Origin of the sequence: Aromatoleum toluvorans (assembly GCF_012910905.1) — a bacterium.
Taxonomy (GTDB): domain Bacteria; phylum Pseudomonadota; class Gammaproteobacteria; order Burkholderiales; family Rhodocyclaceae; genus Aromatoleum; species Aromatoleum toluvorans.
Window position 1 is genome coordinate 40,979 of the sequence record NZ_WTVN01000009.1, and the last position, 22,361, is coordinate 63,339.

Consider the following 22,361-nt stretch of genomic DNA (forward strand, 5'->3'; position numbering starts at 1 on the left):
GATGCCGCAGCAGCCTTGACCAAACTGCGCCCGACCGGTAACGTTCAACGTTTCGGAACGTAAGAATAGCGAGTTTGCGATGGTGCTGACTGGAGCGGAAATTGTAATCAGGTGTCTGCAGGAAGAAAAGGTCGATTACGTCTTCGGCTATCCGGGCGGCGCGGTACTCTACATCTATGACGCGCTGTTCAACCAGGACAAGGTCCGCCACGTCCTCGTGCGCCACGAACAGGCTGCCGTGCATGCCGCCGACGGCTACGCGCGCAGCACCGAGAAGGTCGGCGTCGCCCTCGTGACCTCCGGCCCCGGCGCCACCAACGCCGTCACCGGCATCGCGACCGCCTATACCGACTCGATCCCGGTGGTCATCATCAGTGGCCAGGTTCCGACCGCCGCGATCGGTCAGGACGCCTTCCAGGAAGTCGACACCGTCGGCATCACCCGCCCCTGCGTGAAGCACAACTTCCTCGTGAAGGACGTGCGCGACATCGCCAGCACCATCAAGAAGGCCTTCTACCTCGCGAAGACCGGCCGTCCCGGCCCGGTGCTGGTCGACATCCCCAAGGATGTCAGCATGCACAAGTGCGAATTCGAGTATCCGAAAGAGATCTCGATGCGCTCCTACAATCCGGTCGTCAAGGGGCACCAGGGCCAGATCCGCAAGGCGGTGCAGCTGCTGCTCGAAGCCAAGCGCCCGATGATCTACACCGGCGGCGGCGTCGTGCTGGCCAACGCGGCCGAGCAGCTCACCAAGCTCACGCGCCTGCTGGGCTTCCCGATCACCAACACGCTGATGGGCCTGGGCGGCTACCCCGCCAGCGACCGCCAGTACCTCGGCATGCCCGGCATGCACGGCACCTACGAAGCCAACATGGCGATGCACTACAGCGACGTGCTGCTCGCCGTCGGCGCCCGCTTCGACGACCGCGTAATCGGCAACCCGGACCACTTCGCCGAAGAGCCGCGCAAGATCATCCACGTCGACATCGACCCGTCGTCGATCTCGAAGCGCGTGCGCGTCGATGTGCCCATCGTCGGCGACCTCAAGGAAGTGCTCGAGGAGATGATCCGCCAGCTCGAGGCCGGCGCCGCCCGCCCGAATCCCGACACGCTCGGCGCGTGGTGGAAGCAGGTCGAGGAATGGCGCAGCCGCGAGTGCATGAAGTACAAGAACTCGGACGAGATCATCAAGCCGCAGTTCGTGATCCAGAAGCTGTGGGAAGTCACCGGCGGCGACGCGATCGTGACCTCCGACGTCGGCCAGCACCAGATGTGGGCCTCGCAGTACTACCGCTTCGACAAGCCGCGCCGCTGGCTGAACTCGGGCGGCCTCGGCACGATGGGGGTCGGCCTGCCCTATGCGATGGGCGCCCAGCTCGCCAACCCGGACAGGCAGGTCGCGTGCGTGACCGGCGAAGCCTCGATCCAGATGAACATCCAGGAACTGTCGACCTGCAAGCAGTTCCGCCTGCCGATCAAGATCTGCAACCTGAACAACCGCTACCTGGGCATGGTGCGCCAGTGGCAGCAGCTCTTCCACGGCGAGCGCTACTCCGAGTCCTACATGGACTCGCTGCCCGACTTCGCGAAGCTCGCCGAAGCCTATGGCCACGTCGGCCTGCGCATCGAGCGTCCCGCGGACGTCGAAGGGGCGCTGCGCGAGGCCTTCGCGCGCAAGAACGACCTGGTGTTCCTCGACTTCCAGATCGACCAGACCGAAAACGTGTACCCCATGGTTCAGGGCGGCAAGGGGCTCACCGAGATGATCCTGTCCGCCGAAGACCTGTAAGCATCGACCAGAGACAATCAATGAGACACGTCATCTCCCTGCTGATCGAGAACGAATCGGGCGCCCTGTCGCGCGTGTCGGGCCTGTTCTCCGCCCGCGGCTACAACATCGAATCCCTGACCGTCGCGCCCACCGAGGATGCCTCGATGTCGCGCATGACCATCGTCACCACCGGATCGGACGACATCATCGAGCAGATCACCAAGCAGCTGAACAAGCTCGTCGAGGTGGTCAAGGTCGTCGATATCTCTGAGGCCGCGCACATCGAGCGCGAGCTGATGCTCACCAAGGTCCGCGCAACCGGCAAGGACCGCGAGGAGATGAAGCGCATGGCGGAGATCTTCCGCGCACGCATCATCGACGTCACCGACACGTCCTACGTCATCGAGCTGACCGGCAACCAGTCGAAGCTCGATGCGTTCATCAGCGCCATCGACCCGGCACTGATCCTGGAATCGGTACGCTCCGGCGTCTGCGGCATCGGCCGCGGCGACCGCATCCTGAAGGTCTGACGCCCGACCCTGCAGGACGCTCCTTCCGGGCCCCGCGCCCAACCGTTTGCGACCGGCACGTCCGCCGTTATCATGGCGGCCGCCGGGCAACATCCCCACCGAAAGCAAATAAGGAAAAGCATGAAAGTCTATTACGACAAGGACGCCGATCTCTCCCTGATCAAGGGCAAGAAGATCTCCATCATCGGCTACGGCTCGCAGGGCCACGCCCACGCGCAGAACCTGAAGGATTCCGGCTGCAAGGTCACCGTCGGCCTGCGCAAGGACGGCGCCTCGTGGAAGAAGGCCGAAGCGGCCGGCCTGAAGGTCGAGGAAGTGGCCAAGGCCGTCAAGGGCGCCGATGTCGTGATGATCCTGCTGCCGGACGAGAACATCCCGTCCGTGTATTACAACGACGTCGAGCCGAACATCAAGAAGGGCGCGACGCTCGCCTTCGCACACGGCTTCAACGTGCATTACAACCAGGTCGTGCCGCGTGAGGACCTCGACGTGATCATGGTCGCGCCGAAGGGCCCCGGCCACACCGTGCGTTCCGAGTACCTGAAGGGTGGCGGCGTGCCGTCGCTGATCGCCGTGCACCAGGATCGTTCGGGCAAGGCCAAGGACATCGCGCTGTCGTACGCCGCGGCCAACGGCGGCACCAAGGGCGGCGTGATCGAGACCAACTTCCGCGAAGAGACCGAGACCGACCTCTTCGGCGAGCAGGCCGTGCTGTGCGGCGGCGCCGTCGAGCTGGTGAAGATGGGCTTCGAGACCCTGACCGAAGCCGGCTACGCGCCGGAAATGGCCTACTTCGAGTGCCTGCACGAGCTCAAGCTGATCGTCGACCTGATGTACGAGGGCGGCATCGCGAACATGAACTACTCGATCTCGAACAACGCCGAATACGGCGAGTACGTGACCGGGCCGGAAGTCATCAACGCCGCATCGCGTGAAGCGATGCGCGCCGCCCTCAAGCGCATCCAGAGCGGCGAGTACGCGAAGATGTTCATCCAGGAAGGCAAGACCAACTATCCTTCGATGACCGCGCGTCGTCGCCTGAACGCTGCCCACCCGATCGAGCAGGTCGGCGGCCAGCTGCGCGAAATGATGCCGTGGATCCGGAAGAACAAGCTGGTCGACCAGTCGAAGAACTGAGACGCGTCGGCACACCAGGCCGGGCTCCGCCATGCGCGCGGGCCCGGCCTTTTTCATAGCGGGTACGCAATGGCCAACAACAACTATCCTCATCCCATCCTGGCACGCGAAGGCTGGCCCTTCATCGCCATGACACTGGTCGTCGCGCTGGTGATCAACACCTCGGCAGGCTTCGGCTGGGCCCTTCCCTTCTGGATCCTGCTCGCGTTCGTCGTGCAGTTCTTCCGTGACCCGGCACGCCCGATCCCACAGGGCGCCAAGGACGTGCTGTCGCCCGCCGACGGGCGCATCGTCGCGATCGAGCCGGTCCGCGACCCCTATCTCGACCGCGACTGCGTCAAGATCAGCGTGTTCATGAACGTGTTCAACGTCCATTCGAACCGCGTTCCGGTCGATGGCGAAGTCATCAACCGCTGGTACAACGCCGGGCGCTTCGTGAATGCCGCGCTCGACAAGGCCTCCGTGGAGAACGAGCGCAACGCCCTGCACCTGCGCACGCAGGACGGCCTGGACGTGACCTGCGTGCAGGTCGCCGGCCTCGTCGCCCGCCGCATCCTGTGCTACGTGGATCCGGGCGCGAAGGTCGCGCGCGGCCAGCGCTACGGCTTCATCCGCTTCGGTTCGCGCGTCGATCTGTACCTGCCGCCGGGCACGCGCGCGCGCGTGACGATCGGCGACAAGGTCTCGGCTTCGAGCACCATCCTCGCGGAACTTCCCTGATCGCAGGCCCCGGAAGGGGCGGTCATCGCGACCACCCCTTGCTGCGTTAGAATCGGCAACCGGCCATCACGCGCACCGGCCCTGCGCAGGAACGTCATATTCCATGCCACTGATCTCCAACGAAAAACGCCGCCGCGGCATCTACATCCTCCCCAACCTGTTCACCACTGCCGCACTGTTCGCGGGCTTTTACGCGATCGTGCAGGCGATGAACCTGCGCTTCGAATCCGCTGCCGTGGCGATCTTCGTCGCGATGGTGCTCGACGGCCTCGACGGCCGGGTCGCACGCCTGACGCGCACGCAGAGTGCCTTCGGCGCCGAGTACGACTCGCTGTCCGACATGGTGTCCTTCGGTGCCGCACCGGCCCTGGTGGTGTATGAATGGGCGCTCAAGGACACCGGCAAGTTCGGCTGGATCGCCGCCTTCATCTACTGCGCCGGCGCCGCCCTCCGCCTGGCCCGCTTCAATACCAACATCGACGTCGTCGACAAGCGCTACTTCCAGGGCCTGCCCAGTCCGGCCGCGGCGGCACTCGTCGCCGGCCTGGTGTGGGTCGTCACCGATGTGGGCCTCGCCGGCCAGGACGTGCGCTGGCTCGCCGGCATCCTGACGATCTTTGCCGGCGTGTCGATGGTCAGCAACGTGCTGTTCTGGAGCGGCAAGGACATCAACCTGCGGAAGAGCGTCCCCTTCATCGTCGTGATCGCGCTGGTGATGGCTTTCGCGCTGGTGTCGAGCTACCCGCCGGGCGTGCTCTTCGGCCTTTTCCTGCTCTACGCCGCGTCGGGCTACGTGATCTACGCGATGCGCAAGTTGCGGAAGCGGCGCGCGGCGTCCGCCCCTGCAGCCACCACACCGGCAGCCACACCGCCTGCCGAAACGCCCGACGACCGCGCGCAAAACTGAGCGACCACGCCCGTGCGCCCCGCTCCCGGGCGGGCCGCGCGCACGTGGGCCGCTCAACCCGGCGCACGCGGCGTCTACTCAGCGCGTCAGCTCCGACGTGAGCTTCTTCAAGTCCAGCGTGCGGGCGCGCTCGGCGATTTCCGGCGCATAGCGCTGCTGCAGGCCCTTGGCATTGTCGAAAAGCTGGCCGAAGGCGGCCTTGAGCGCCGTCCCGTCGAGCCGCCGCCCGTCGGCGTAGTAGCGTTTCGCGACGTGCCCGAGTGCATAGGTCGTCGCAAACGAGAAGGCCGATCCGGTCGCCTCGCTGCCAATCGTCCGCCCGACCTTGCCGAGCACCTTTCCCAGCAGTCCGCCCACCAGCTTGCGGCCGAACTGCTCGACGTATTGCGAGGTCAGGCCGATGCCGACCGTGGCGAGGAAATCGGTGATATGCCCGCGATCGAGCTCGAAGCCGTAGGCCTTGCCGACCCGATAGACGAGCCGCGTCTGCAGCGGAATGATCGCCATCGATGCGAGCGACTCGGGCAGCAGTTCGAGCGCGCCGTTGAGGATCGCGGCATTGAGGATCATCTTGTCCAGCTCCGCCTGATCCGGCCCTGCGGCAGCCGATTGTGGCACGGCCGGGGTTTCCGGCAGTGGCCTGTCCACCGGGGCCTGTGCGAGCGCATCGGCGTTGTCCATGACAGGCGCGGTTTCGCCGCTCGCAAGCTGCAGCAGGGCACCCAGGCGATCCAGGAACGCGGTCTCGGCCGCATCGTGCACGCCGTCGGCGTCGCACACACCGACCGCCATCTCGAATGCGAGCTGGCGCAGTTCGGGCGAGTCGAGTCCGGCGGCGGCCTGCTCCAGCGTGACGCGCTTTAGCAGGACGTCCTGATATAGCGACATCACGTCGATGCCGGCACCGGCCGACAGCGACTCGGCGGTGCGGCGCACATGCTCGCGTTCGCGCGGATCATTGCGTCCGTCGGCAAACGCAGCCATCAGGCAAATGGTGAGCAGGGAACGGGTCTGTTCGGGAGTCATGGGTCCTTTTCTCGCAGCAAAAAAACGGTTTTTCGGAAGGAGCCCGGCCGCGGGCTTTCAGGCGGCGGGCAGGATCAGCGAGGCGCGCAGCCCACCGGCCGGCGCCTGCCCGAGTTCGATGCGACCGCCATAGAGCTGGGCGAGGTCGCGCACGATGCCGAGACCGAGGCCGGAGCCCGGTACATCCTCGTCGGCGCGCGCCCCGCGGGCGAACATCGCATCGCGCGCATCCACGGAAAGACCCGGACCGTCGTCGTCGATCACGATCTCGACTGCGCCGTCGCGCACGACAGCCGCCACACGGACCGCATGCCGTGCCCACTTGCAGGCGTTGTCGATGAGATTGCCGAGCATCTCCTGCAGGTCCTGCTCCTCGCCGCGGAACGCCGCAGCGTCGGGCATCGCTTCGATCGCGATCCGCAGCTTGCGTTCCGCATGCACGCGCTGCATCACGCGCACGAGCCCCTCGACGACCGGCCGCAACGCCGTGCGCAGCCCCGGCACCTGCGTCGCGGCGGCCGCACGCGCACGCGCGAGGTGGTAGTCGACCTGCCGTTGCGCCGTTGCCACCTGATCGCTCACGAGACGCGCGAGCGCGCCCTCCTCGCGCATCGCCGCGTTGCCGAGCACGGCGAGCGGTGTCTTGATCGCATGCGCGAGGTTGCCGGCCTGCGTTCGCGCGCGCGCCACCACTTCCGCGTCGTGCGAGAGCACGGCATTGAGTTCATCGACGAGCGGCTGCACCTCGTTCGGGAAAGCCCCTTCGAGGCGGCGGCTGCGCCCGTCGCGAATTTCGGCGAGTTGTGCGCTCAGGCGCTTCAGCGGGGCGAGACCGATCGACACCTGCAGCATCACCGCGGTGACGAGGCCCGCCGCCAGCACACCCAGTGCGATCACGAGAAGGCCGACGAACTCGCGCACCGGATGCGTCATGCCGCGCTCGTCCGCCGCGACGATCAGGCGCAGCGGGGCGGCGGCGCCGTCTTCCAGCCTGACGATGCGCTCCATCATCACCAGCCGTTCGCGATCGGGCCCGGCAACGGCATGCACGTGCACTTCGCCGTCCCGGGGGCCGTCGCGGGGCACTTCGAGCGTGGTATCCCATAGCGAACGCGAGCGCAGCATGCCGCGCACGGCATCGCCCCCCTCGCGGTCGATCTGCCAGTAGAGCCCCGACAGCGGCCTGCGCAGGCGCGGATCGCTGAGTTCCGCGCGCAGCCGCGGGACGGCGTCGGCACCGAATTCGACGTTCGCGGTGAGTTGGTCGAGGTGGATGCGCAGCTCCGCCTCGAATCGCTCCGTGACGTGTTCGCGAAACAGGTCGGCCAGCACGAAACCGGTCGCGGTCAGCGCGGCCAGGATCCACACCAGGCTGCCGGCGAGCAGCCGCGCACGTAGCGAACCCCGCACGCTCATTCGGGACATGCGAGGCGGTACCCCAAGCCACGCACCGTTTCGATCAGCCCGGCGGGCAGCTTCTTGCGCAGCCGTCCGATGAAGACTTCGATCGTGTTCGAATCGCGCTCGAAGTCCTGGGCGTAGATGTGCTCGGTGAGTTCGGCGCGCGAGACGACCTGCCCCTTGCGGTGCATCAGGTAGCTCAGCACGCGCAGTTCGTGGCTCGTCAGCGTCACCGCCTGCCCGTCGACCGTGACGCGACCGCCGCGGGTGTCGAGCCGCACCGTGCCACACGCAAGCTCGGCACTCGCGAGCCCGGCACTGCGGCGGATCAGCGCCCGCACGCGCGCAAGCAGCTCTTCCATGTGGAAGGGCTTGGTGAGGTAGTCATCGGCCCCGGCATCGATCCCGGCGACCTTCTCGTGCCAGTTGTCGCGGGCGGTGAGGATCAACACCGGCATCGACCGTCCGGCCGCGCGCCACTTCTTCAGCACGGTGAGCCCGTCCATCAGCGGCAGGCCGAGATCCAGCACCACCGCATCGAGCGATTCGACCTCGCCGACGAAATACGCGTCGCGGCCATTGGCGACGCAATCGACCGCGTAGCCGGCCTCGCGCAGCGCCTGCGACAGCTGCGCCGCCAGCGTCGGCTCGTCCTCCACGACCAGGATGTGCATCAGGGCCTCCCGTTCCGGTTCTCTCTCGACTTCACGCCGATCACGGTGCCGTCGCGCGCATCCACATCCAGCCGCACGAGCGCCCCTCCGTCGCGCAACAGGCGGATCTCGTAGATCCAGCGACCGCGCTCGCGCTCCAGTTCGACTTCCACGACCTTTCCCGGATAGTCGCGCCCGACCTTGTCGAGAATCGTGCGCAGCGGCAGCACCTCGCCACGTTCGAGCGCGGCGCGGGCGCGATCGTGATCGTCATCGCTCGCTGCGACCGGACAGATCGAAAGACTTGCAAGAGCCATCAGCACGACTCCCGACGCGAACAGCCTGCGCATCGACACCTCTCCTGAATGCACGCGCACCTTGCGCGGATCTCGGAACCCGTTTTAGGGCCGCCGGGCTGAACGGCGGCTGAATGCCGCCTTCACCTTGCGTTCAGGCTCGGCCGCGCAAAGTACGTCCCGAAGCCGGTGCCAACGCCCCGGCGGATCGATTCCATAGACATTGTTCCACCTTCAGCGACAGGAGCAAACATGAGAAGCCACTCCCTGCAGACGCTGCTCGCCGCGGTCGCACTGATCGCGAGCGGATTCGCCAGCGCCGAGGCGCCCGCCGACTTCCTCGCCCGTTACGAAGCCGAGGCACGCCAGTCCACACCGGGCTTCAGCGCATCGGCCGAGCGCGGCGAGAAATTCTTCACGAGCACCCACGGCGGTGAATGGAGCTGTTCGACCTGCCATACGAAGAATCCCGCGGCGCGCGGCAAGCACGCCAACACCGGCAAGGCGATCGAGCCGATGGCGCCCGGCGCCAATCCGGAACGCCTCGCGAGCACGCGCTCGGTCGAGAAATGGTTCGGGCGCAACTGCAAGGACGTGCTCGGCCGCGCCTGCACGCCCGGTGAAAAAGCCGACGTCGTCGCCTGGCTGATGACTTCCCCCCGCTGACCCGCAAGGAGCACGAAGAAATGAACGCACGCTTTCCCGCCCGCGCCCTGCGCACCCTCGCGCTCGTCGTGGCCACCGGCGCAGCCGCCGCGGCCATGGCCGACGACGAAAACAAGCAGATGAACATCGATCACCCGGTCTATCGCAGCGAATGCGGCAGCTGCCACATCGCCTTCCCGCCCGCCCTGCTGGGCGCCAATTCGTGGCGCGCGATGATGGCCGGCCTCGACAAGCACTTCGGCTCGGACGCCAGCCTCGACGCCGGGACGGCCGCCGTCATCACGAAATTCCTCGTCGCCAATGCCGGCCGCCGGGACACCTCCGGCACCGACGGCAGCCCGCAGCTGCGCATCAGCGACACCCCCTGGTTCCGCAAGGAGCACCGCGACGGCCACGACGGCATCACGCAGGGCATCTTCCGCAGCGAAGCGGTCAAGAGCGCCGCCAACTGCGCCGCCTGCCACCGCGACGCCGGCCAGGGCGACTACAGCGAACGCAATATCCGCATCCCGAAGAACGGAGCCCGATCATGAGCACGAGCCTCGCTTCCGCCGCCGGCCGCACCTCACAGTGCGCCGACGCTGCCACCACGGTGCGCGTCTGGGACGTTCCGACACGTGTGTTCCACTGGAGCCTCGCGCTATGCTTCGCCGGCGCGTGGCTCACGTCCGACTCCGAACGGCTGCGCGACCTGCACGTGATGCTGGGCTACACCTTCGCCGGCCTCATCGTGTTCCGCGTGCTGTGGGGGCTCGTCGGCACGCGTTACGCCCGCTTCACGAGCTTCCTCTTCTCGCCGCGCAAATTCGCGTCCTACGTGAAATCGCTCATCACCCGGAAGCCCGAACACCATCTGGGCCACAACCCGGCCGGCTCGGTCTCGATCTTTGCGATGCTGGGCCTGGGCGTGCTGATCGTCCTGAGCGGCTTCACGGTCTATCAGGACATCGGCGGCGAATGGCTGGAGGAGTTCCATGAAGTGGCCGCCAGCACGATGCTCGCCGTCGTCTTCGTGCACATCGCCGGGGTCATCGTCAGCAGCCTGCTGCACCGCGAGAACCTCGTACGCTCCATGGTCACGGGCAGCAAGCGCGGCGCCCCGTCCGACGGCATCCGCCATACGCACCGGACCGTCGGCGCCGCACTCCTCGTCGCGGTCCTCGGTTTCTGGTGGGCCTACCAGAGCGGCACGGCGGATGCGTGGCTGCCACAACCGACCGCAACCGCAGGCGAGCGGACGGACCGACATCACGACGACTAGGCGGGCAGCACACCCGCCCTTGCGAGGCCGCCCTGGCAATCCAGTCGGGCGGCCTTTTTCTGTCACGGGTACGCGATAGCCCCTGGCCATCGCTCCGATACTCGCCCGGACGCCCCGCCGTCCTTGCATTCGGCCAAATCGGCGGTTTATAGTCGCAGCATGAATTCCGCCAGCGACCACTTCCCCCTGTCGCTACGCCTTCTCCCGGCGGGCCTGGTGCTGCTCGGCCCGCTGCTGCGCCCCGCGCGCTAAATATATCCATCCCCCTCGTGTTGCCCGTCTGCCGCCAGCGTCCCAGCGCCGGTTGCTTGTCATATCCGGTTTTCCAACTTTCCAGCAGGAGCCGACGATGAAAGACCAGTTGATCATTTTCGATACCACCTTGCGCGACGGCGAACAAAGCCCGGGCGCCTCGATGACGCAGGAAGAGAAGCTGCGCATCGCCCGCCAGCTCGAACGCATGCGCGTCGACGTGATCGAGGCAGGCTTCCCCGCGGCATCGAACGGCGATTTCGAATCGGTGCGCGCAATCGCCGAGACGATCAAGGAATCGACCGTCTGTGCGCTCGCCCGCGCCAACGAGAACGACATCCGGCGCTCGGGCGAGGCCATCCGCCCGGCGGCACGCGGCCGCATCCACACCTTCATCGCGACCAGCCCGATCCACATGGAGAAGAAGCTGCGCATGACGCCCGACCAGGTCGTCGAGCAGGCGGTGAAGGCGATCGGCTGGGCCAGGGAATACACCGACGACATCGAATTCTCCGCCGAGGACGCGGGCCGCTCGGAGATCGACTTCCTCGTGCGCATCTTCACCGCGGTCATCGCGGCCGGCGCGAAGACGATCAACGTCCCCGACACGGTCGGCTACAACGTGCCGACGCAGTATGCGAACACCATCCGCACGCTGATCGAGCGCGTGCCCAATTCCGACCAGGTGATCTGGTCGGTGCATTGCCACAACGACCTCGGCCTCGCGGTCGCCAACTCGCTCGCCGCCGTCCTGGCCGGCGCGCGCCAGGTCGAATGCACCATCAACGGCCTCGGCGAACGCGCCGGCAACGCCGCGCTCGAGGAAATCGTCATGGCCGTGCGCACCCGCCAGGACGTCTTCCCGTGTGACACGCGCATCGACACGACGCAGATCGTGCCGGCCTCCAAGCTCGTCTCCGGCATCACCGGCTTCCCGGTGCAGCCGAACAAGGCCATCGTCGGCGCCAACGCCTTCTCGCACGAATCCGGCATCCACCAGGACGGCGTGCTCAAGCATCGCGAGACCTACGAGATCATGCGCGCCGAGGACGTCGGCTGGGGCGCCAACAAGCTCGTGCTCGGCAAGCACTCCGGCCGCAACGCCTTCCGCAGCCGCCTGCAGGAGATCGGCATCGTCGTCGCGTCCGAGGACCAGCTCAACCACGCCTTCGCGCGCTTCAAGGAGCTCGCCGACAAGAAGCACGAGATCTTCGACGAGGACCTGCACGCGCTGATGAGCGACGAGGTCATCACGCCCGAACACGAGCACTTCCGCCTGCTCGCGTCGCGCTTCCACTCGGAGACGGGCGAGACGCCGCAGGCCGAGCTCACGATCGCCGTCGCGGGCAAGGAAACGCGCACCAGCGCCCAGGGGTCGGGACCGGTCGACGCGGCCTTCAAGGCCATCGAGGCGGTCGCCAGGAGCGGCACCGAACTGCTGCTGTACTCGGTGAACGCGATCACCACCGGCACCGACGCACAGGGCGAGGTCACGGTGCGCCTGTCGCAGGACGGCAAGGTCGTGAATGGCCAGGGCGCCGACACCGACATCATCGTCGCGTCGGCCAAGGCCTATCTCAACGCGCTCAACAAGCTGCACGGCAAGTTCGAGAAGCTGAACCCGCAGCCCGAAACGCGTCAGGCCTCCACGCGTGCCTGGCGCGACGGCGCGGAAACCCGCGCGTACCACACCGCGCAGGCGAAAAGCAGCGCCGCCAGCACCGCCTCCGCGATCGCCAGCCTTCCTGCGAGCCCGGAGTCCAGCGCGCGCACGACACCCTCCACCAGATACAGCAGCACCAGCATCGACAGCCACTGGTAGGTGTAGCGCCGCCCCTTCAGCACGCCGGGAAAGGCCCCCATCAGCGGCAGCGCCTTCAGGATCATCCACGAACCGCCCGGGCGCAGCGGCGCGAGCCACGCCTCCCACAGCACGCACAACGCGATCAGCGCCACCAGCAGCACGGTCGCCACGAAATTCAGCGTGCGCACGCTCATGCCCGGCCTCCCGCGAGCGTCAACGAAACCTGCGCGAGCCGGCGGCCCTGCGCGATCGCGAGTTCGATCTCTTCCGCGCTCAAGGCCGGATTGCCGTCCGCCCCGGCGACGTGGCTTGCACCGTAGGGTGTTCCGCCGCTGCGGGTGCGGTTCAGCGCCGGCTCGGTGTAAGGCAGCCCCATGACCAGCATGCCGTGATGCAGCAGCGGGAGCATCATCGACAGTAGGGTCGATTCCTGTCCTCCATGCTGGCTCGCCGTCGACGTGAACACCGACGCAGGCTTGCCGGCCAGCGTCCCGTTCACCCACGGGCCCGCGAGGCCGTCGAGAAAGTATTTCATCGGCGCCGCCATGTTGCCGAAACGCGTCGGACTGCCGAGCGCCAGGCCGATGCACTCCTCCAGGTCGCGCGGCTCCACGTAGGGCGGTCCCGATGCGGGAATGTCGTCCTCGACCGCCTCGCACACCGTCGACACCTTCGGCACCGTGCGCACCCGCGCGGCCATCCCCGGCACCTGATGGATTCCCAGCGCGATCTGCTCCGCGAGCGCCCTCACCGAGCCGCGGTGGCTGTAATAAAGTACGAGAATTTCTTTCATCTGAACGATCTGGATCGAATTGCGGCATTATAGCCGCCCCTCCAGCCCCACCCGACCCGCCTTCCCAGCATGCCCGCCATGCCATTGAACTCCGCGCGCGACTTCCTGCGCCTCGTCGCGCAGCGCTTCGTCGCGACGCGCTGCCCCCAGGTCGCCGGCAGCCTCGCCTTCACGACGCTGCTCGCCCTCGTCCCCCTCGTCACCGTCGTCATCGCACTCTTCAGCAACTTCCCTGCCTTTGCCGAGCTCGGCACCTCTCTGAAGACCTTCCTGCTGGCCAACCTGCTGCCCGACCGCGCCGGCAGGATCATCGCCACCTACGCATTCCAGTTCTCGCAGAAGGCCGCGAAGCTCACGCTGATCGGCACCGCCGCCCTCGTCGTCACCGCGCTGATGCTGCTGATGACGATAGACCGCGTGTTCAACCAGATCTGGGGCGTACGGCGCCCGCGCCCGCTGCTGGCGCGGCTCACCGTGCACTGGTCGACCCTCACGCTGGGCCCGGTCGCGCTCGGCGCCAGCGCGTTCGCAACGGGCCAGCTCGTCGCCAGCTCCATCACCTTGGCCGGCAAGGGGTCGTGGATCGTCGACTTCTTCTCGACGCTGGCGTCCGCAGGGCTGCTGTGCGTCGTCTTCACCTTCCTGTACTACGCCGTTCCCAATCACAAGGTGCGTCCCACCCACGCACTCGCGGGCGGCACCACCGCTGCGCTCGCCTTCCTGCTGATGCAGCAGCTCTTCGGCCTCTTCCTCGCCCGCATCCCGACCTACACGCTGATCTACGGCACCTTCGCGACGGTGCCGATCTTCCTGCTGTGGCTCTACCTGTCGTGGGTCGTCATCCTGCTCGGGGCGATACTGGCGGCATCGCTGCCGGGTTTCTTCGAGCGCACGCGCGTGCTCGTCCCCTTTGCCGGCGACCGCGCCTGGGCCGCCACCACGGTCCTCGCGATGCTTGCGCGCGCGCAGGCGGAAGGCCGGAGCGTCGCGTTCGAACCGCTCATCGAGGCGGCCCGCCTCAACGCCAACGAAGGCGAAAGCCTGCTCGGCGACCTGTGCGAAGCCGGCTGGGCGGCACGCACCGAGGACGGCAACTGGCTGCTCACCCGCGACGCCGCCAGCATCGGGATCGCCGACGTCGTCTGCCGGCTGGCGCTGTCGCCGACCGGATGGCGCAAGGCCGGCCACAACGAGCTGTCGCGCGACACTGCCGATCGCATCGAGAACGCCCTGCGCGCGGCCGACATCTCGATCGCCGAACTCGCCGCCCGGCAGCCTGCGCGGGAGAGCTAGATCGGGTAGGGATCGATCTCGTACTGGAACAGCTCGACGTTCGCCGTCTGCATGTCGAGGCTCACCACCCGCGCCTGCGCCACATACAGGTGCTCGCCCTCATGCACGAGCACGAAGCGGCGCGACGCATAGGTGCCCGCCGGCGCGAGGATCGCCTGGTTGCGCCGCAAGGCCGGCAGCGGCGGAAGGATGAGCGCATGCGTGGCGGAGCGCTCCTCGCCGCCGCGAAATCCGATCGTCACCGGCGTACAGGTCTGCGCCACCAGCTGCAGCCCGAGCTCCACCTGCCCCGGACTGTCGCTGCGGATCCAGCGCACGATGCAGATCGACCACGGATGCCCCGCATCCCGCCGCAACGCCACCGCCATGCCGGCGCTCAGGCTGCCCGCGGCCCCCTCCACCGACATCAGCGCATATCCGCCTGGGCTTTCGTTGTACACCATCCATTCGGAAATGCGCGCCGACGCCTCGTCCGAACGGGCGACCTCCCAGATCGCGCGCAGGCCGACACATACCTGCACCGCATACTGGTAGGCGCGGCGCGCCTGCCCGCGATTCGGCGGCAAGGCCCAGCGGTCACGCATGCGCTTCAGCAGCGAAACCGCCTCCACCGACGTCAAGCCCACCGGCAGCCCGGAAGCATCCGGCTCGAGCAGCTCGCCGTCGCGCTCCAGCCCCACTGCCTCGGCCTCGGCGATGCGCTCCTTGAGCCAGTCGAGCTGCCCCACCAGCGCGCGCGAGGCGCCATAGCCGGAAAAATGCACGAGGCCGGCGGTCGCGGGCGGAGCGCTGCGGATCGTCGCGATCGGCGGCACGTCCTCGGAAGGATCGATCCAGAAGGAAGAGGCCGCGGGCTGCAGCGCCTCGCGCGACAAGATCGCTTCATCCGCGATGCCTTCAAGGAAATCATTCGCCCAGGCCAGTTCCCGCGCCGTCAGGCTCTCCGGCTGCAGCACCGACAGCGCGAGCAGGCGCTTCAGGCTGTGCAGCGCATCGGACGCGGGCGTATCGGGGCGCGCCGCCATCAGCGCATCGAACCCGCCCCCCGCCTCCACGGCGCCATATGCTGCCAGCCACAGCCCGGGCGGCGTGACCGAACCGCCCATCGCCGCAACGACAAAGGCCTCGCGCACCAGACCCAGCGCGCGTGCCGACAACACCAACGGGTCTGCGCGACGCGCCGGGCGCCAGCGCTCGCGCGTCGCCTCCGCGACCTCGCGCAGCTTGTCTGCAAGCTCGAGGAGCGCCTCGACGAGTTCCCCCGCCACCGCATGCAACTCATGCGACAGCGGCAATGCCGCAGTGAGCAGCCGCGGCTTCAGGCGCCCGCACACATCGAGTACCCGCATTTCCAGTTCGTCGATGCATTGCGCAAGCGACGCCCCGCCTGCGACCGGCTCGGGCAGCCGGCCCACATGCACCCGCAGCGCGCTCAACTCGGCGTGCGGATCGTCGGCCGGTTCGCTCGCCAGCCACGCCATCACGGGGGCCAACTGCTCGGAGACCGTTTCGGGGGCTGGCATCGGGGAAACTTCCGCTAGGGTACTTGCCCCCATTCTATTCAAGATTCACCCTCTTGAGCGGAGAGTCGCGCTGCGCGGGGCTTGCGGCGGCATCCCCGCTGTCGCCATTCGCGACAAATCCGAATCAGTACTTGTCGCGAATGGGCGCTTGCCTTACAATCGCCTGCTTTTCGCATCCACTTATCAGGACACCCAAATGGTCGTCATTCGCCTTGCCCGTGGTGGCGCCAAGAAGCGCCCGTTCTACAACATCGTCGCTGCCGATTCGCGCAACCGTCGCGATGGCCGCTTCATCGAGCGCGTTGGTTTCTACAACCCGATGGCCGCCGAGTCCGAGAAGGGCCTCGTGATCAACGCCGAGCGTCTGGCCTACTGGAAGCAGAACGGCGCCCAGCTGTCGCCGACGGTCGAGCGCTTGGCCAAGCAGGCTGCGAAAGCCGCCGCCTGATCCAGCCCGACTCTTCGCGGTCATGATGGTACTGGGGCGCATTGTCGCCCCTTTTGGCGTCAAGGGCTGGGTCAAGGTGCATCCCTTCGGGGACGACCCGCTCTCCTGGCGTGAAATGCCTCAGTGGTGGCTTGCCGACACGGCCGACGCCGCCGACGAGGCATGGCAGCCGGTGAAGCTCGCCGGTTTCCGCGAGCACGGCGCGGGCCTCATCGCCTCGTTCGAAGGCGTGACGGACCGCAACGGCGCGGAAGCGCTGCAGGGACGCTACATCGCCGCGCCGCGCGAGGCGATGCCCGGCACCGAAGAAGACGAGTATTACTGGGGCGATCTCGTGGGCCTCGCGGTCGTGAATCAATCGGGCGAAGTGCTCGGCACGGTCGAAGCGATGATGTCCACGGGCGCCCACGACGTATTGCAGGTTCGCGACGGCGACGAGGAACGGCTGATACCCTTCGTCGTCGCCTACGTGCTGGACGTGGATCTGCCGACGCGGACGATCCGGGTCGACTGGCAGAAGGATTGGTGAAGACAGGGTGAACGCACCAGCCGCCGCAAGGCGCTTCGACGTCATCACCCTGTTTCCCGAGATGTTCGCGGCGCTGACCGCCAGCGGCATCACGCGGCGCGCGCTGGATCGCGGTCTCTACGACATCGCGTTCCACAGCCCGCGGGATTTCGTGGACGATCCGCACCGCACGGTGGACGACCGCCCCTACGGCGGCGGCCCCGGAATGGTGATGATGGCCGAGCCGCTCGAAAAGGCGATCGGCCGCGCAAAGGCGGCGCAGCAGGCGCTGCTGGGCGCTGCAGGACGCGTGATCTACCTGTCGCCGCAAGGCCGGCCGCTGGATCACGCGAAAGTGCTGGAACTGAAGGAGCTGCCCGCGCTCACCCTGCTGTGCGGGCGCTATGAAGGGGTCGATCAGCGGCTCATCGAACGCTGCGTCGACGAGGAAATCTCGCTCGGCGACTTCGTGCTGTCGGGCGGCGAACTGCCGGCGATGGTGCTGCTCGATGCGATCGTGCGCCAGCTGCCCGGTGCGCTGAACGACGCCGTCTCGGCGATCGAGGACTCGTTCGTGGACGGGCTGCTGGACTGCCCGCACTACACGAGGCCGGAAGTATATGAAGGGGAGCCGGTACCGGCGGTACTGCTCTCCGGCAATCACGCCGCGATCCGTCGCTGGCGGCTGAAGCAGGCGCTGGGCACGACCTGGCGCCGGCGCCCGGACTTGCTGGACGGGCGCAAGATGACGAAGGAAGAATTGTCACTGCTTGAGGAAATCAGGCAGGAGCAAGCCGGGGCCGACGGCAAAGCCTGAAGCCCGAATACAAACCGCGCGCATCAGGCATGTCCTGCTCTGCCGCAAGGCCAAGTGCCAGTGAATCGACAGGAGTCGCACAATGAACCTGATTCAGCAGCTCGAACAGGAAGAAATCGCCCGCCTGAACAAGACCATCCCCGAGTTCGCCCCCGGCGACACGGTCGTGGTGCAGGTGAAGGTCAAGGAAGGCACGCGCGAGCGTCTCCAGGCCTACGAAGGCGTGGTGATCGCGAAGCGCAACCGTGGCCTGAACTCCAACTTCATCGTGCGCAAGATCTCGTCGGGCGAAGGCGTGGAACGTACGTTCCAGACCTACTCCCCGCTGGTCGACAGCATCGAAGTCAAGCGCCGCGGTGACGTGCGTCGCGCCAAGCTGTACTACCTGCGCGAGCGCTCGGGCAAGTCCGCGCGTATCAAGGAAAAGCTCAACTACAAGGCCGCCGCGAAGCAGGACTGATCGCGCGATTCAGCCGGCAGCAAATGGAACGGGCCCCGCGGGGCCCGTTTTTTTGTTCCCGGGCCGCCGAAGCTTGCACCCCGGCGCCGCGGGACGGCCATCAGCCCGGACGGAATGTTCCCCCCTACTTTTTTCCGTCCTCGTCATCGTCGGGGATCACCGCATCGACGCCGGCACCGACCACCTTCGCGCCGACCTTGACCGTCGTCGCGACGACCGTCACCGCAGCATCGGCCACGGCAAACACCGCGCACCCGTTCAGCATCACCACCATCGCCGCAGCGAGCAACACGCTCCGCATGTTCATCGACATCCTGTTATTTCCCCATTCCGGCCGCTGACCTCGCGCCCGCAGCACATCCACCTCGATGGCGTCACGGGGCGATTATTCGCCCTGGTGCACGCATCGTCTGTATCCGCTCGTATCCTGCGCCTGCCGACCCGAACGACGCCCGCGGCAGCATACCATCCCGGCCCGCCGTCCGGCCGCGCGACAGGCAATGCGCATACTCCCTGCCCTGGCTCACCGTTTCAGTTCGACCGCCGTACCCGTCCGATTTCGTCCACCGCCCATTCGCTCACCTCGCCCGCCAGCCTGGTCGAGGCAGCACCAAACGCGGTTACCACCTGCGGCACCTCCTTTCCCGGCGCGGATTCGCGGATTTCGAACAGCCGGCTGGCGACGATGCGGCGTTCGTCACGCTGAACGAGGCGCGCATCGAGCCGGATGACCACCTCCGGCACCCCGTTGCGATACTCGCTCTGGAACGCGCGCAAGTCGCTGGCGATCTCGAAATCGGCCTGCACGCGCGTCTCGTCGTTGCTCAGCGCCGCAATCCGTCCGTCGCCACGGAGTGCGTCGAGCAGCCGATCGCGCACGAGCAGCGGCGCGGGCTCGCTCCAGCTGACCCCCTTGTACACGCTCACGAGGTTATCCTGCGGCACCACCACGATGCGCTGTCCGGCGAGATGCTGCCCGCTCGACGGCCGGAGCACCCGGAGCGACACCGGCAGCCTCGCGCCATCGGCCGCGACCTTGACAGAGACAGGCGCGGACGGCAGCAAATAGGTATCGACCGGATCGGGCCTGGGCAGGACCGAGCAGGCCGATGCGAGCAGCACCGTGACGATCATGGACGCCTGACGTGCCAGCGACCACAGGGGGCGCCAGGCGGGGCGGATGAGGCTCATGGCTTGAACTCCCTGACGGGTTCATTGCCCAGCAGATAGTCTGCGGGCCGGTTTTCGAGCTGACGGCTAACCACGCGCAGGGACGCGAGCGTGTCCTGCAGTTCGGCCAGCGTCGGACCGATCTCGGCCGCGCCGCGCATGCTGGACGCAAGCTGCCCGCGGTTCTCGTTGATCAACGTATCGACCTTCTGCATCGCGCGCTCGAAGGCCTCCATCGCCCCTTGGGCGCTTTGCAGCGTTTGTGCGCCGCGCTCGTCGATGACCCGGCTGGTCGCCTTCGCGAGCTTCGCCGCCTCGCCCAAGGCCGCATCGGCTTGCGCGCTCGCACGCGCGAGCTCCTTGAGCGCGCGCCCCATGTCCTCGCGCTGGGCTGCAAGTGCGCCGGTGGCCTCCTCCAGGTTGCGCAGCATCCGCCCGAAGCTGGCGACATTCTCAGCCGAGAACAGATCGCGCGCCTGCATCGATATCTGGTTGACGTTGAGCATCACGTCCTCGCCGTCGGCCAGCATCTTGCTGAGCGGAGACGGCGTCGCAACGATCACCGGCACCTGGCCGTCCTTGCCCTCGAGCGGGGCACTCCCCGCCTCGTCGCCGCTACTCAGGCGGATGATGGACATGCCCGTGATGCCGGCGGGCACGAGGCGCGCGCGGGTGTCGCTGCGTACCGGCGCCTGGGCGTCGACGCGCACGCGGGCGAACACCCGTCGCGGGTCCTGCGGATCGAGCCGGAGGCTCGACACGTCGCCGATCTTGATGCCGTTGAACTCGACGGTGCTGCCCTTGGACAGCCCGGTGACGGCCTCCTGGAAGACGACGTCGTAGATCCGGAACTGCTTGTCGTCGGTCTTGCCGAGCCACAGCGCGAACATCAACACCGCCCCGACCACCAGGAAGGTGAAGAAGCCGATCAGCACGTGATGCGCACGTGTTTCCATTCAGGGTTGCTCCCGTTGACCAAGGCTCCGGGGCGCGCCCGGATGCGGCGGAATTGCCTGCGCCGCGGCACGCCCGCGCGGGCCGTGGAAATATTCCCGGATCCAGCCGTCGTCGATGCCGGCCACGACGTCGAGGCGGTCATTGACGAGCACGCGCTTCTGCGCGAGCACGGCGACCCGGTCGGTAATCGTGTGGATCGTGTCGAGATCGTGCGTAACCAGGAACACGGTCAGCCCCAACGCGTCGCGCAGGGTCAGGATCAGTTGGTCGAAGGCGGCTGCACCGATCGGATCGAGTCCCGCCGTGGGCTCGTCGAGGAACAGGATGTCGGGGTCGAGCGCCAGCGCACGGGCCAGGGCGGCACGCTTGATCATGCCTCCCGACAGATCCGACGGGTACTTGTCGCCGGCGTTGGCGGGCAGGCCCGCGAGCGCGATCTTGAGCGCCGCCAGGCGCGCCGCCTCGGCGGCACCCAGGCCGGCATGCTCGCTCAGCGGCAACGCGACGTTCTCGGTCACGGTCAGCGACGAGAACAGCGCGCCTTTCTGGAAAAGCACACCGAAGCGCCGCTCGATCCGGGCGCGCCGTGCCGCGGGCAAGGCGAGCAGGTCCTCGCCGAAGACGCTCACGCTTCCGGCAGCAGGCTTGTTCAGCCCGACGATCGTGCGCAACAGGACCGACTTGCCGGTCCCCGAGCCCCCGACGACGCTCAGGATCTCGCCCTGGCGCACATCGAGATCGAGACCGTCATGCACGACCTGGGGGCCGAACTGATTGCGCACGCTGCGGACCTCGATGATGTTCGTCACCACCCCATCTCCATGCAGAACATGGCTGCCACGGCATCCACGACGATCACGATGAAGATCGACTGGACCACGGCCGAGGTCGTGTGTTCGCCGACGGACTGCGCGCTGCCGGAGACCTTGAAGCCTTCCAGGCAGCCGATCACCGCGATCAGGTAGGCAAAGATCGGCGCCTTCGCCATGCCGATGGCAAACTGTCGCACACCTACGTGGCTTTCGACGATCGACAGGAACATCGTCGGCGAGATATCGAGCGTCGCGGCGCACACCAGCATGCCGCCGGCGATGCCGGCGATCATCGCGACGAAGCTCAGCATCGGCAAGGCCAGCAGCAGCGCCGCAACGCGCGGGACCACGAGCAGTTCCACGGGATTGAGCCCGCTCACGCGGATCGCGTCGATCTCCTCGTTCGCGCGCATCGAGCCGATCTGCGCCGTGAAGGCGCTGGCCGTGCGGCCGGCAACGATGATCGCCGTGAGCAGCGGACCGAACTCGCGCAGGAAGGAAAAGGCGATCAGGTCGACCGTAAAGATGCTCGCACCGAACTCGGCCAGCACCGTTGCGCCGAGGAAGGCCACCACCGCCCCGACGAGGAAGGTGAGCAAGGCGACGATCGGAACGGCATCGAGCGCCGTGCTTTCGAGGTGCGCGGCGAGCGACGTGATGCGCCAGCGTCGGGGCCTGAGCAGCACGAAAAACGCTGTTTCCAGCGTGATGCCGATGAAACCGGCAATGTCGACGACGTGCCGGTAGAACGCGAGCATGGCGATGCCGGCATGCTCCATGATGTCGCCGAAGGCATAGCCCCGCTTGCCGGCGGCGGGCGTCACCGACGCATCGAGAATGACCGACACCGCCTTCAACAACGCCCGCCGCTCGGGCGGCAGCGGGCTCGCATCGGACGCCAGCGTGGCCAGCCGCTCGCCCCCCAGCAGATCGTGCAGCAGGCTGACCCCGGCCGTGTCGAGCGCCCCGAGGTTGTCAAGGTCGAGGTCGGTGGCGTCGCCGACCTGCCCGCGCAGGCGCGTGACGCCCGGAAGCAGGACCGTGTAGTTGGCGACGGTCCAGTCGCCGCTCAGGCGCAGCCGATTTCCGTCGAGGGTAATGGCAGCGGGTGCCGCCGCAATCGCAGGCTTGCTCACGTCGCGTCAAGTCCTGGAAT

The 22,361-nt window shown here is 67.1% G+C and carries 25 protein-coding genes and 1 pseudogene; 14 read left to right on the forward strand and 12 right to left on the reverse strand.

The window, feature by feature from the left end; genetic code table 11:
- The first annotated feature begins 79 nt into the window (after positions 1 to 79).
- From GPA22_RS07960 to pssA, 5 genes are all read left to right on the forward strand, one after another.
- A complete protein-coding gene (locus GPA22_RS07960) occupies positions 80 to 1,789 on the forward strand; it encodes an acetolactate synthase 3 catalytic subunit (protein ID WP_169255562.1) in 1,710 nt (569 codons plus the stop codon).
- A 20-nt stretch (positions 1,790 to 1,809) separates the two neighbouring features.
- The gene (ilvN, locus tag GPA22_RS07965; protein WP_169255563.1) at positions 1,810 to 2,301 is read left to right on the forward strand and encodes an acetolactate synthase small subunit; all 492 of its coding nucleotides are present in this window, start codon (positions 1,810 to 1,812) and stop codon (positions 2,299 to 2,301) included.
- A 72-nt stretch (positions 2,302 to 2,373) separates the two neighbouring features.
- Positions 2,374 to 3,438 carry a ketol-acid reductoisomerase gene (ilvC, locus tag GPA22_RS07970; protein WP_169255564.1) on the forward strand — a complete coding sequence of 355 codons (1,065 nt, stop codon included), beginning with the start codon at positions 2,374 to 2,376 and terminating at the stop codon, positions 3,436 to 3,438.
- 69 nt (positions 3,439 to 3,507) lie between these two features.
- Positions 3,508 to 4,158: a phosphatidylserine decarboxylase gene (locus tag GPA22_RS07975; protein WP_169255565.1), complete on the forward strand. Its 651-nt coding sequence runs from the start codon at positions 3,508 to 3,510 to the stop codon at positions 4,156 to 4,158.
- A gap of 103 nt (positions 4,159 to 4,261) precedes the next feature.
- The gene (pssA, locus tag GPA22_RS07980; RefSeq protein ID WP_169255566.1) at positions 4,262 to 5,065 is read left to right on the forward strand and encodes a CDP-diacylglycerol--serine O-phosphatidyltransferase; all 804 of its coding nucleotides are present in this window, start codon (positions 4,262 to 4,264) and stop codon (positions 5,063 to 5,065) included.
- Positions 5,066 to 5,143: 78 nt separating this feature from the next.
- Here pssA and GPA22_RS07985 read toward each other — a convergent pair whose 3' ends face one another.
- Genes GPA22_RS07985 through GPA22_RS08000 form a run of 4 tightly spaced genes read right to left on the reverse strand, consistent with a single transcriptional unit; the run spans position 5,144 to position 8,495 of the window.
- Positions 5,144 to 6,091, reverse strand: a complete 948-nt coding sequence (locus GPA22_RS07985; protein WP_169255567.1) for a YcjF family protein — start codon at positions 6,089 to 6,091, stop codon at positions 5,144 to 5,146.
- 57 nt (positions 6,092 to 6,148) lie between these two features.
- On the reverse strand, positions 6,149 to 7,507 hold the full coding sequence (locus tag GPA22_RS07990) for an ATP-binding protein (RefSeq protein WP_211169005.1): 1,359 nt from the start codon (positions 7,505 to 7,507) through the stop codon (positions 6,149 to 6,151).
- Positions 7,504 to 8,166, reverse strand: coding sequence for a response regulator (locus GPA22_RS07995; protein ID WP_169255569.1), 663 nt, complete (start codon positions 8,164 to 8,166; stop codon positions 7,504 to 7,506). Before GPA22_RS07995 ends, GPA22_RS07990 begins: the two co-directional genes overlap by 4 nt.
- Positions 8,166 to 8,495 carry a PepSY domain-containing protein gene (locus GPA22_RS08000; protein ID WP_211169006.1) on the reverse strand — a complete coding sequence of 110 codons (330 nt, stop codon included), beginning with the start codon at positions 8,493 to 8,495 and terminating at the stop codon, positions 8,166 to 8,168. The genes GPA22_RS07995 and GPA22_RS08000 overlap by 1 nt, the downstream gene beginning before the upstream one ends.
- A gap of 198 nt (positions 8,496 to 8,693) precedes the next feature.
- On the opposite strand from GPA22_RS08000, the gene GPA22_RS08005 reads away from it, so the two are divergent.
- The 4 genes and pseudogenes from GPA22_RS08005 to GPA22_RS08020 form a co-directional block, all read left to right on the forward strand.
- On the forward strand, positions 8,694 to 9,107 hold the full coding sequence (locus GPA22_RS08005) for a DUF1924 domain-containing protein (RefSeq protein ID WP_169255570.1): 414 nt from the start codon (positions 8,694 to 8,696) through the stop codon (positions 9,105 to 9,107).
- A 20-nt stretch (positions 9,108 to 9,127) separates the two neighbouring features.
- Positions 9,128 to 9,640, forward strand: coding sequence for a diheme cytochrome c (locus GPA22_RS08010; RefSeq protein ID WP_169255571.1), 513 nt, complete (start codon positions 9,128 to 9,130; stop codon positions 9,638 to 9,640).
- Positions 9,637 to 10,368 carry a cytochrome b/b6 domain-containing protein gene (locus GPA22_RS08015; protein ID WP_169255572.1) on the forward strand — a complete coding sequence of 244 codons (732 nt, stop codon included), beginning with the start codon at positions 9,637 to 9,639 and terminating at the stop codon, positions 10,366 to 10,368. The genes GPA22_RS08010 and GPA22_RS08015 overlap by 4 nt, the downstream gene beginning before the upstream one ends.
- A 349-nt stretch (positions 10,369 to 10,717) precedes the next feature.
- Positions 10,718 to 12,247 (forward strand): annotated as a pseudogene (locus GPA22_RS08020) (2-isopropylmalate synthase); the annotation flags it as partial.
- An 11-nt stretch (positions 12,248 to 12,258) separates the two neighbouring features.
- Here the strand turns inward: GPA22_RS08020 and GPA22_RS08025 are convergent.
- Both GPA22_RS08025 and wrbA read right to left on the reverse strand, forming a co-directional pair.
- Complete coding sequence (locus GPA22_RS08025) at positions 12,259 to 12,618, reverse strand: DUF2069 domain-containing protein (RefSeq protein ID WP_169255573.1); 360 nt, start codon at positions 12,616 to 12,618, stop codon at positions 12,259 to 12,261.
- Positions 12,615 to 13,217: an NAD(P)H:quinone oxidoreductase gene (gene wrbA / locus GPA22_RS08030; RefSeq protein WP_169255574.1), complete on the reverse strand. Its 603-nt coding sequence runs from the start codon at positions 13,215 to 13,217 to the stop codon at positions 12,615 to 12,617. The genes GPA22_RS08025 and wrbA overlap by 4 nt, the downstream gene beginning before the upstream one ends.
- Positions 13,218 to 13,295: 78 nt before the next feature.
- On the opposite strand from wrbA, the gene GPA22_RS08035 reads away from it, so the two are divergent.
- Positions 13,296 to 14,510 (forward strand): YihY family inner membrane protein, encoded by a 1,215-nt coding sequence (locus GPA22_RS08035; RefSeq protein ID WP_169255575.1) that lies wholly within the window; start codon positions 13,296 to 13,298, stop codon positions 14,508 to 14,510.
- On the opposite strand, the gene GPA22_RS08040 is transcribed toward GPA22_RS08035, so the two are convergent.
- Complete coding sequence (locus tag GPA22_RS08040) at positions 14,507 to 16,033, reverse strand: hypothetical protein (RefSeq protein ID WP_169255576.1); 1,527 nt, start codon at positions 16,031 to 16,033, stop codon at positions 14,507 to 14,509. The two genes, GPA22_RS08035 and GPA22_RS08040, sit on opposite strands and share 4 nt — an antisense overlap.
- Positions 16,034 to 16,229: 196 nt before the next feature.
- Between GPA22_RS08040 and rpsP the strand changes: the two genes are divergently transcribed.
- From rpsP to rplS, 4 genes are all read left to right on the forward strand, one after another.
- On the forward strand, positions 16,230 to 16,481 hold the full coding sequence (gene rpsP / locus GPA22_RS08045) for a 30S ribosomal protein S16 (protein WP_018988869.1): 252 nt from the start codon (positions 16,230 to 16,232) through the stop codon (positions 16,479 to 16,481).
- A 22-nt stretch (positions 16,482 to 16,503) separates the two neighbouring features.
- Positions 16,504 to 17,010 (forward strand): ribosome maturation factor RimM, encoded by a 507-nt coding sequence (gene rimM / locus GPA22_RS08050; RefSeq protein WP_169255577.1) that lies wholly within the window; start codon positions 16,504 to 16,506, stop codon positions 17,008 to 17,010.
- A gap of 7 nt (positions 17,011 to 17,017) precedes the next feature.
- Positions 17,018 to 17,806 (forward strand): tRNA (guanosine(37)-N1)-methyltransferase TrmD, encoded by a 789-nt coding sequence (gene trmD, locus GPA22_RS08055; RefSeq protein WP_169255578.1) that lies wholly within the window; start codon positions 17,018 to 17,020, stop codon positions 17,804 to 17,806.
- 82 nt (positions 17,807 to 17,888) lie between these two features.
- Positions 17,889 to 18,266, forward strand: coding sequence for a 50S ribosomal protein L19 (gene rplS, locus GPA22_RS08060; protein ID WP_169255579.1), 378 nt, complete (start codon positions 17,889 to 17,891; stop codon positions 18,264 to 18,266).
- Between the two features lie 124 nt (positions 18,267 to 18,390).
- Here the strand turns inward: rplS and GPA22_RS08065 are convergent, their stop codons facing one another.
- The 5 genes from GPA22_RS08065 to GPA22_RS08085 form a co-directional block, all read right to left on the reverse strand.
- Positions 18,391 to 18,573 carry an NF038104 family lipoprotein gene (locus tag GPA22_RS08065; RefSeq protein ID WP_169255640.1) on the reverse strand — a complete coding sequence of 61 codons (183 nt, stop codon included), beginning with the start codon at positions 18,571 to 18,573 and terminating at the stop codon, positions 18,391 to 18,393.
- Between the two features lie 224 nt (positions 18,574 to 18,797).
- A complete protein-coding gene (locus GPA22_RS08070; RefSeq protein WP_169255580.1) occupies positions 18,798 to 19,457 on the reverse strand; it encodes an ABC-type transport auxiliary lipoprotein family protein in 660 nt (219 codons plus the stop codon).
- On the reverse strand, positions 19,454 to 20,392 hold the full coding sequence (locus tag GPA22_RS08075) for an MlaD family protein (protein WP_169255581.1): 939 nt from the start codon (positions 20,390 to 20,392) through the stop codon (positions 19,454 to 19,456). Before GPA22_RS08075 ends, GPA22_RS08070 begins: the two co-directional genes overlap by 4 nt.
- Positions 20,393 to 21,202: an ATP-binding cassette domain-containing protein gene (locus GPA22_RS08080; protein WP_169255582.1), complete on the reverse strand. Its 810-nt coding sequence runs from the start codon at positions 21,200 to 21,202 to the stop codon at positions 20,393 to 20,395. It abuts the gene before it with no gap.
- On the reverse strand, positions 21,199 to 22,341 hold the full coding sequence (locus tag GPA22_RS08085; protein WP_169255583.1) for an MlaE family lipid ABC transporter permease subunit: 1,143 nt from the start codon (positions 22,339 to 22,341) through the stop codon (positions 21,199 to 21,201). The genes GPA22_RS08080 and GPA22_RS08085 overlap by 4 nt, the downstream gene beginning before the upstream one ends.
- Positions 22,342 to 22,361 lie beyond the last annotated feature (20 nt).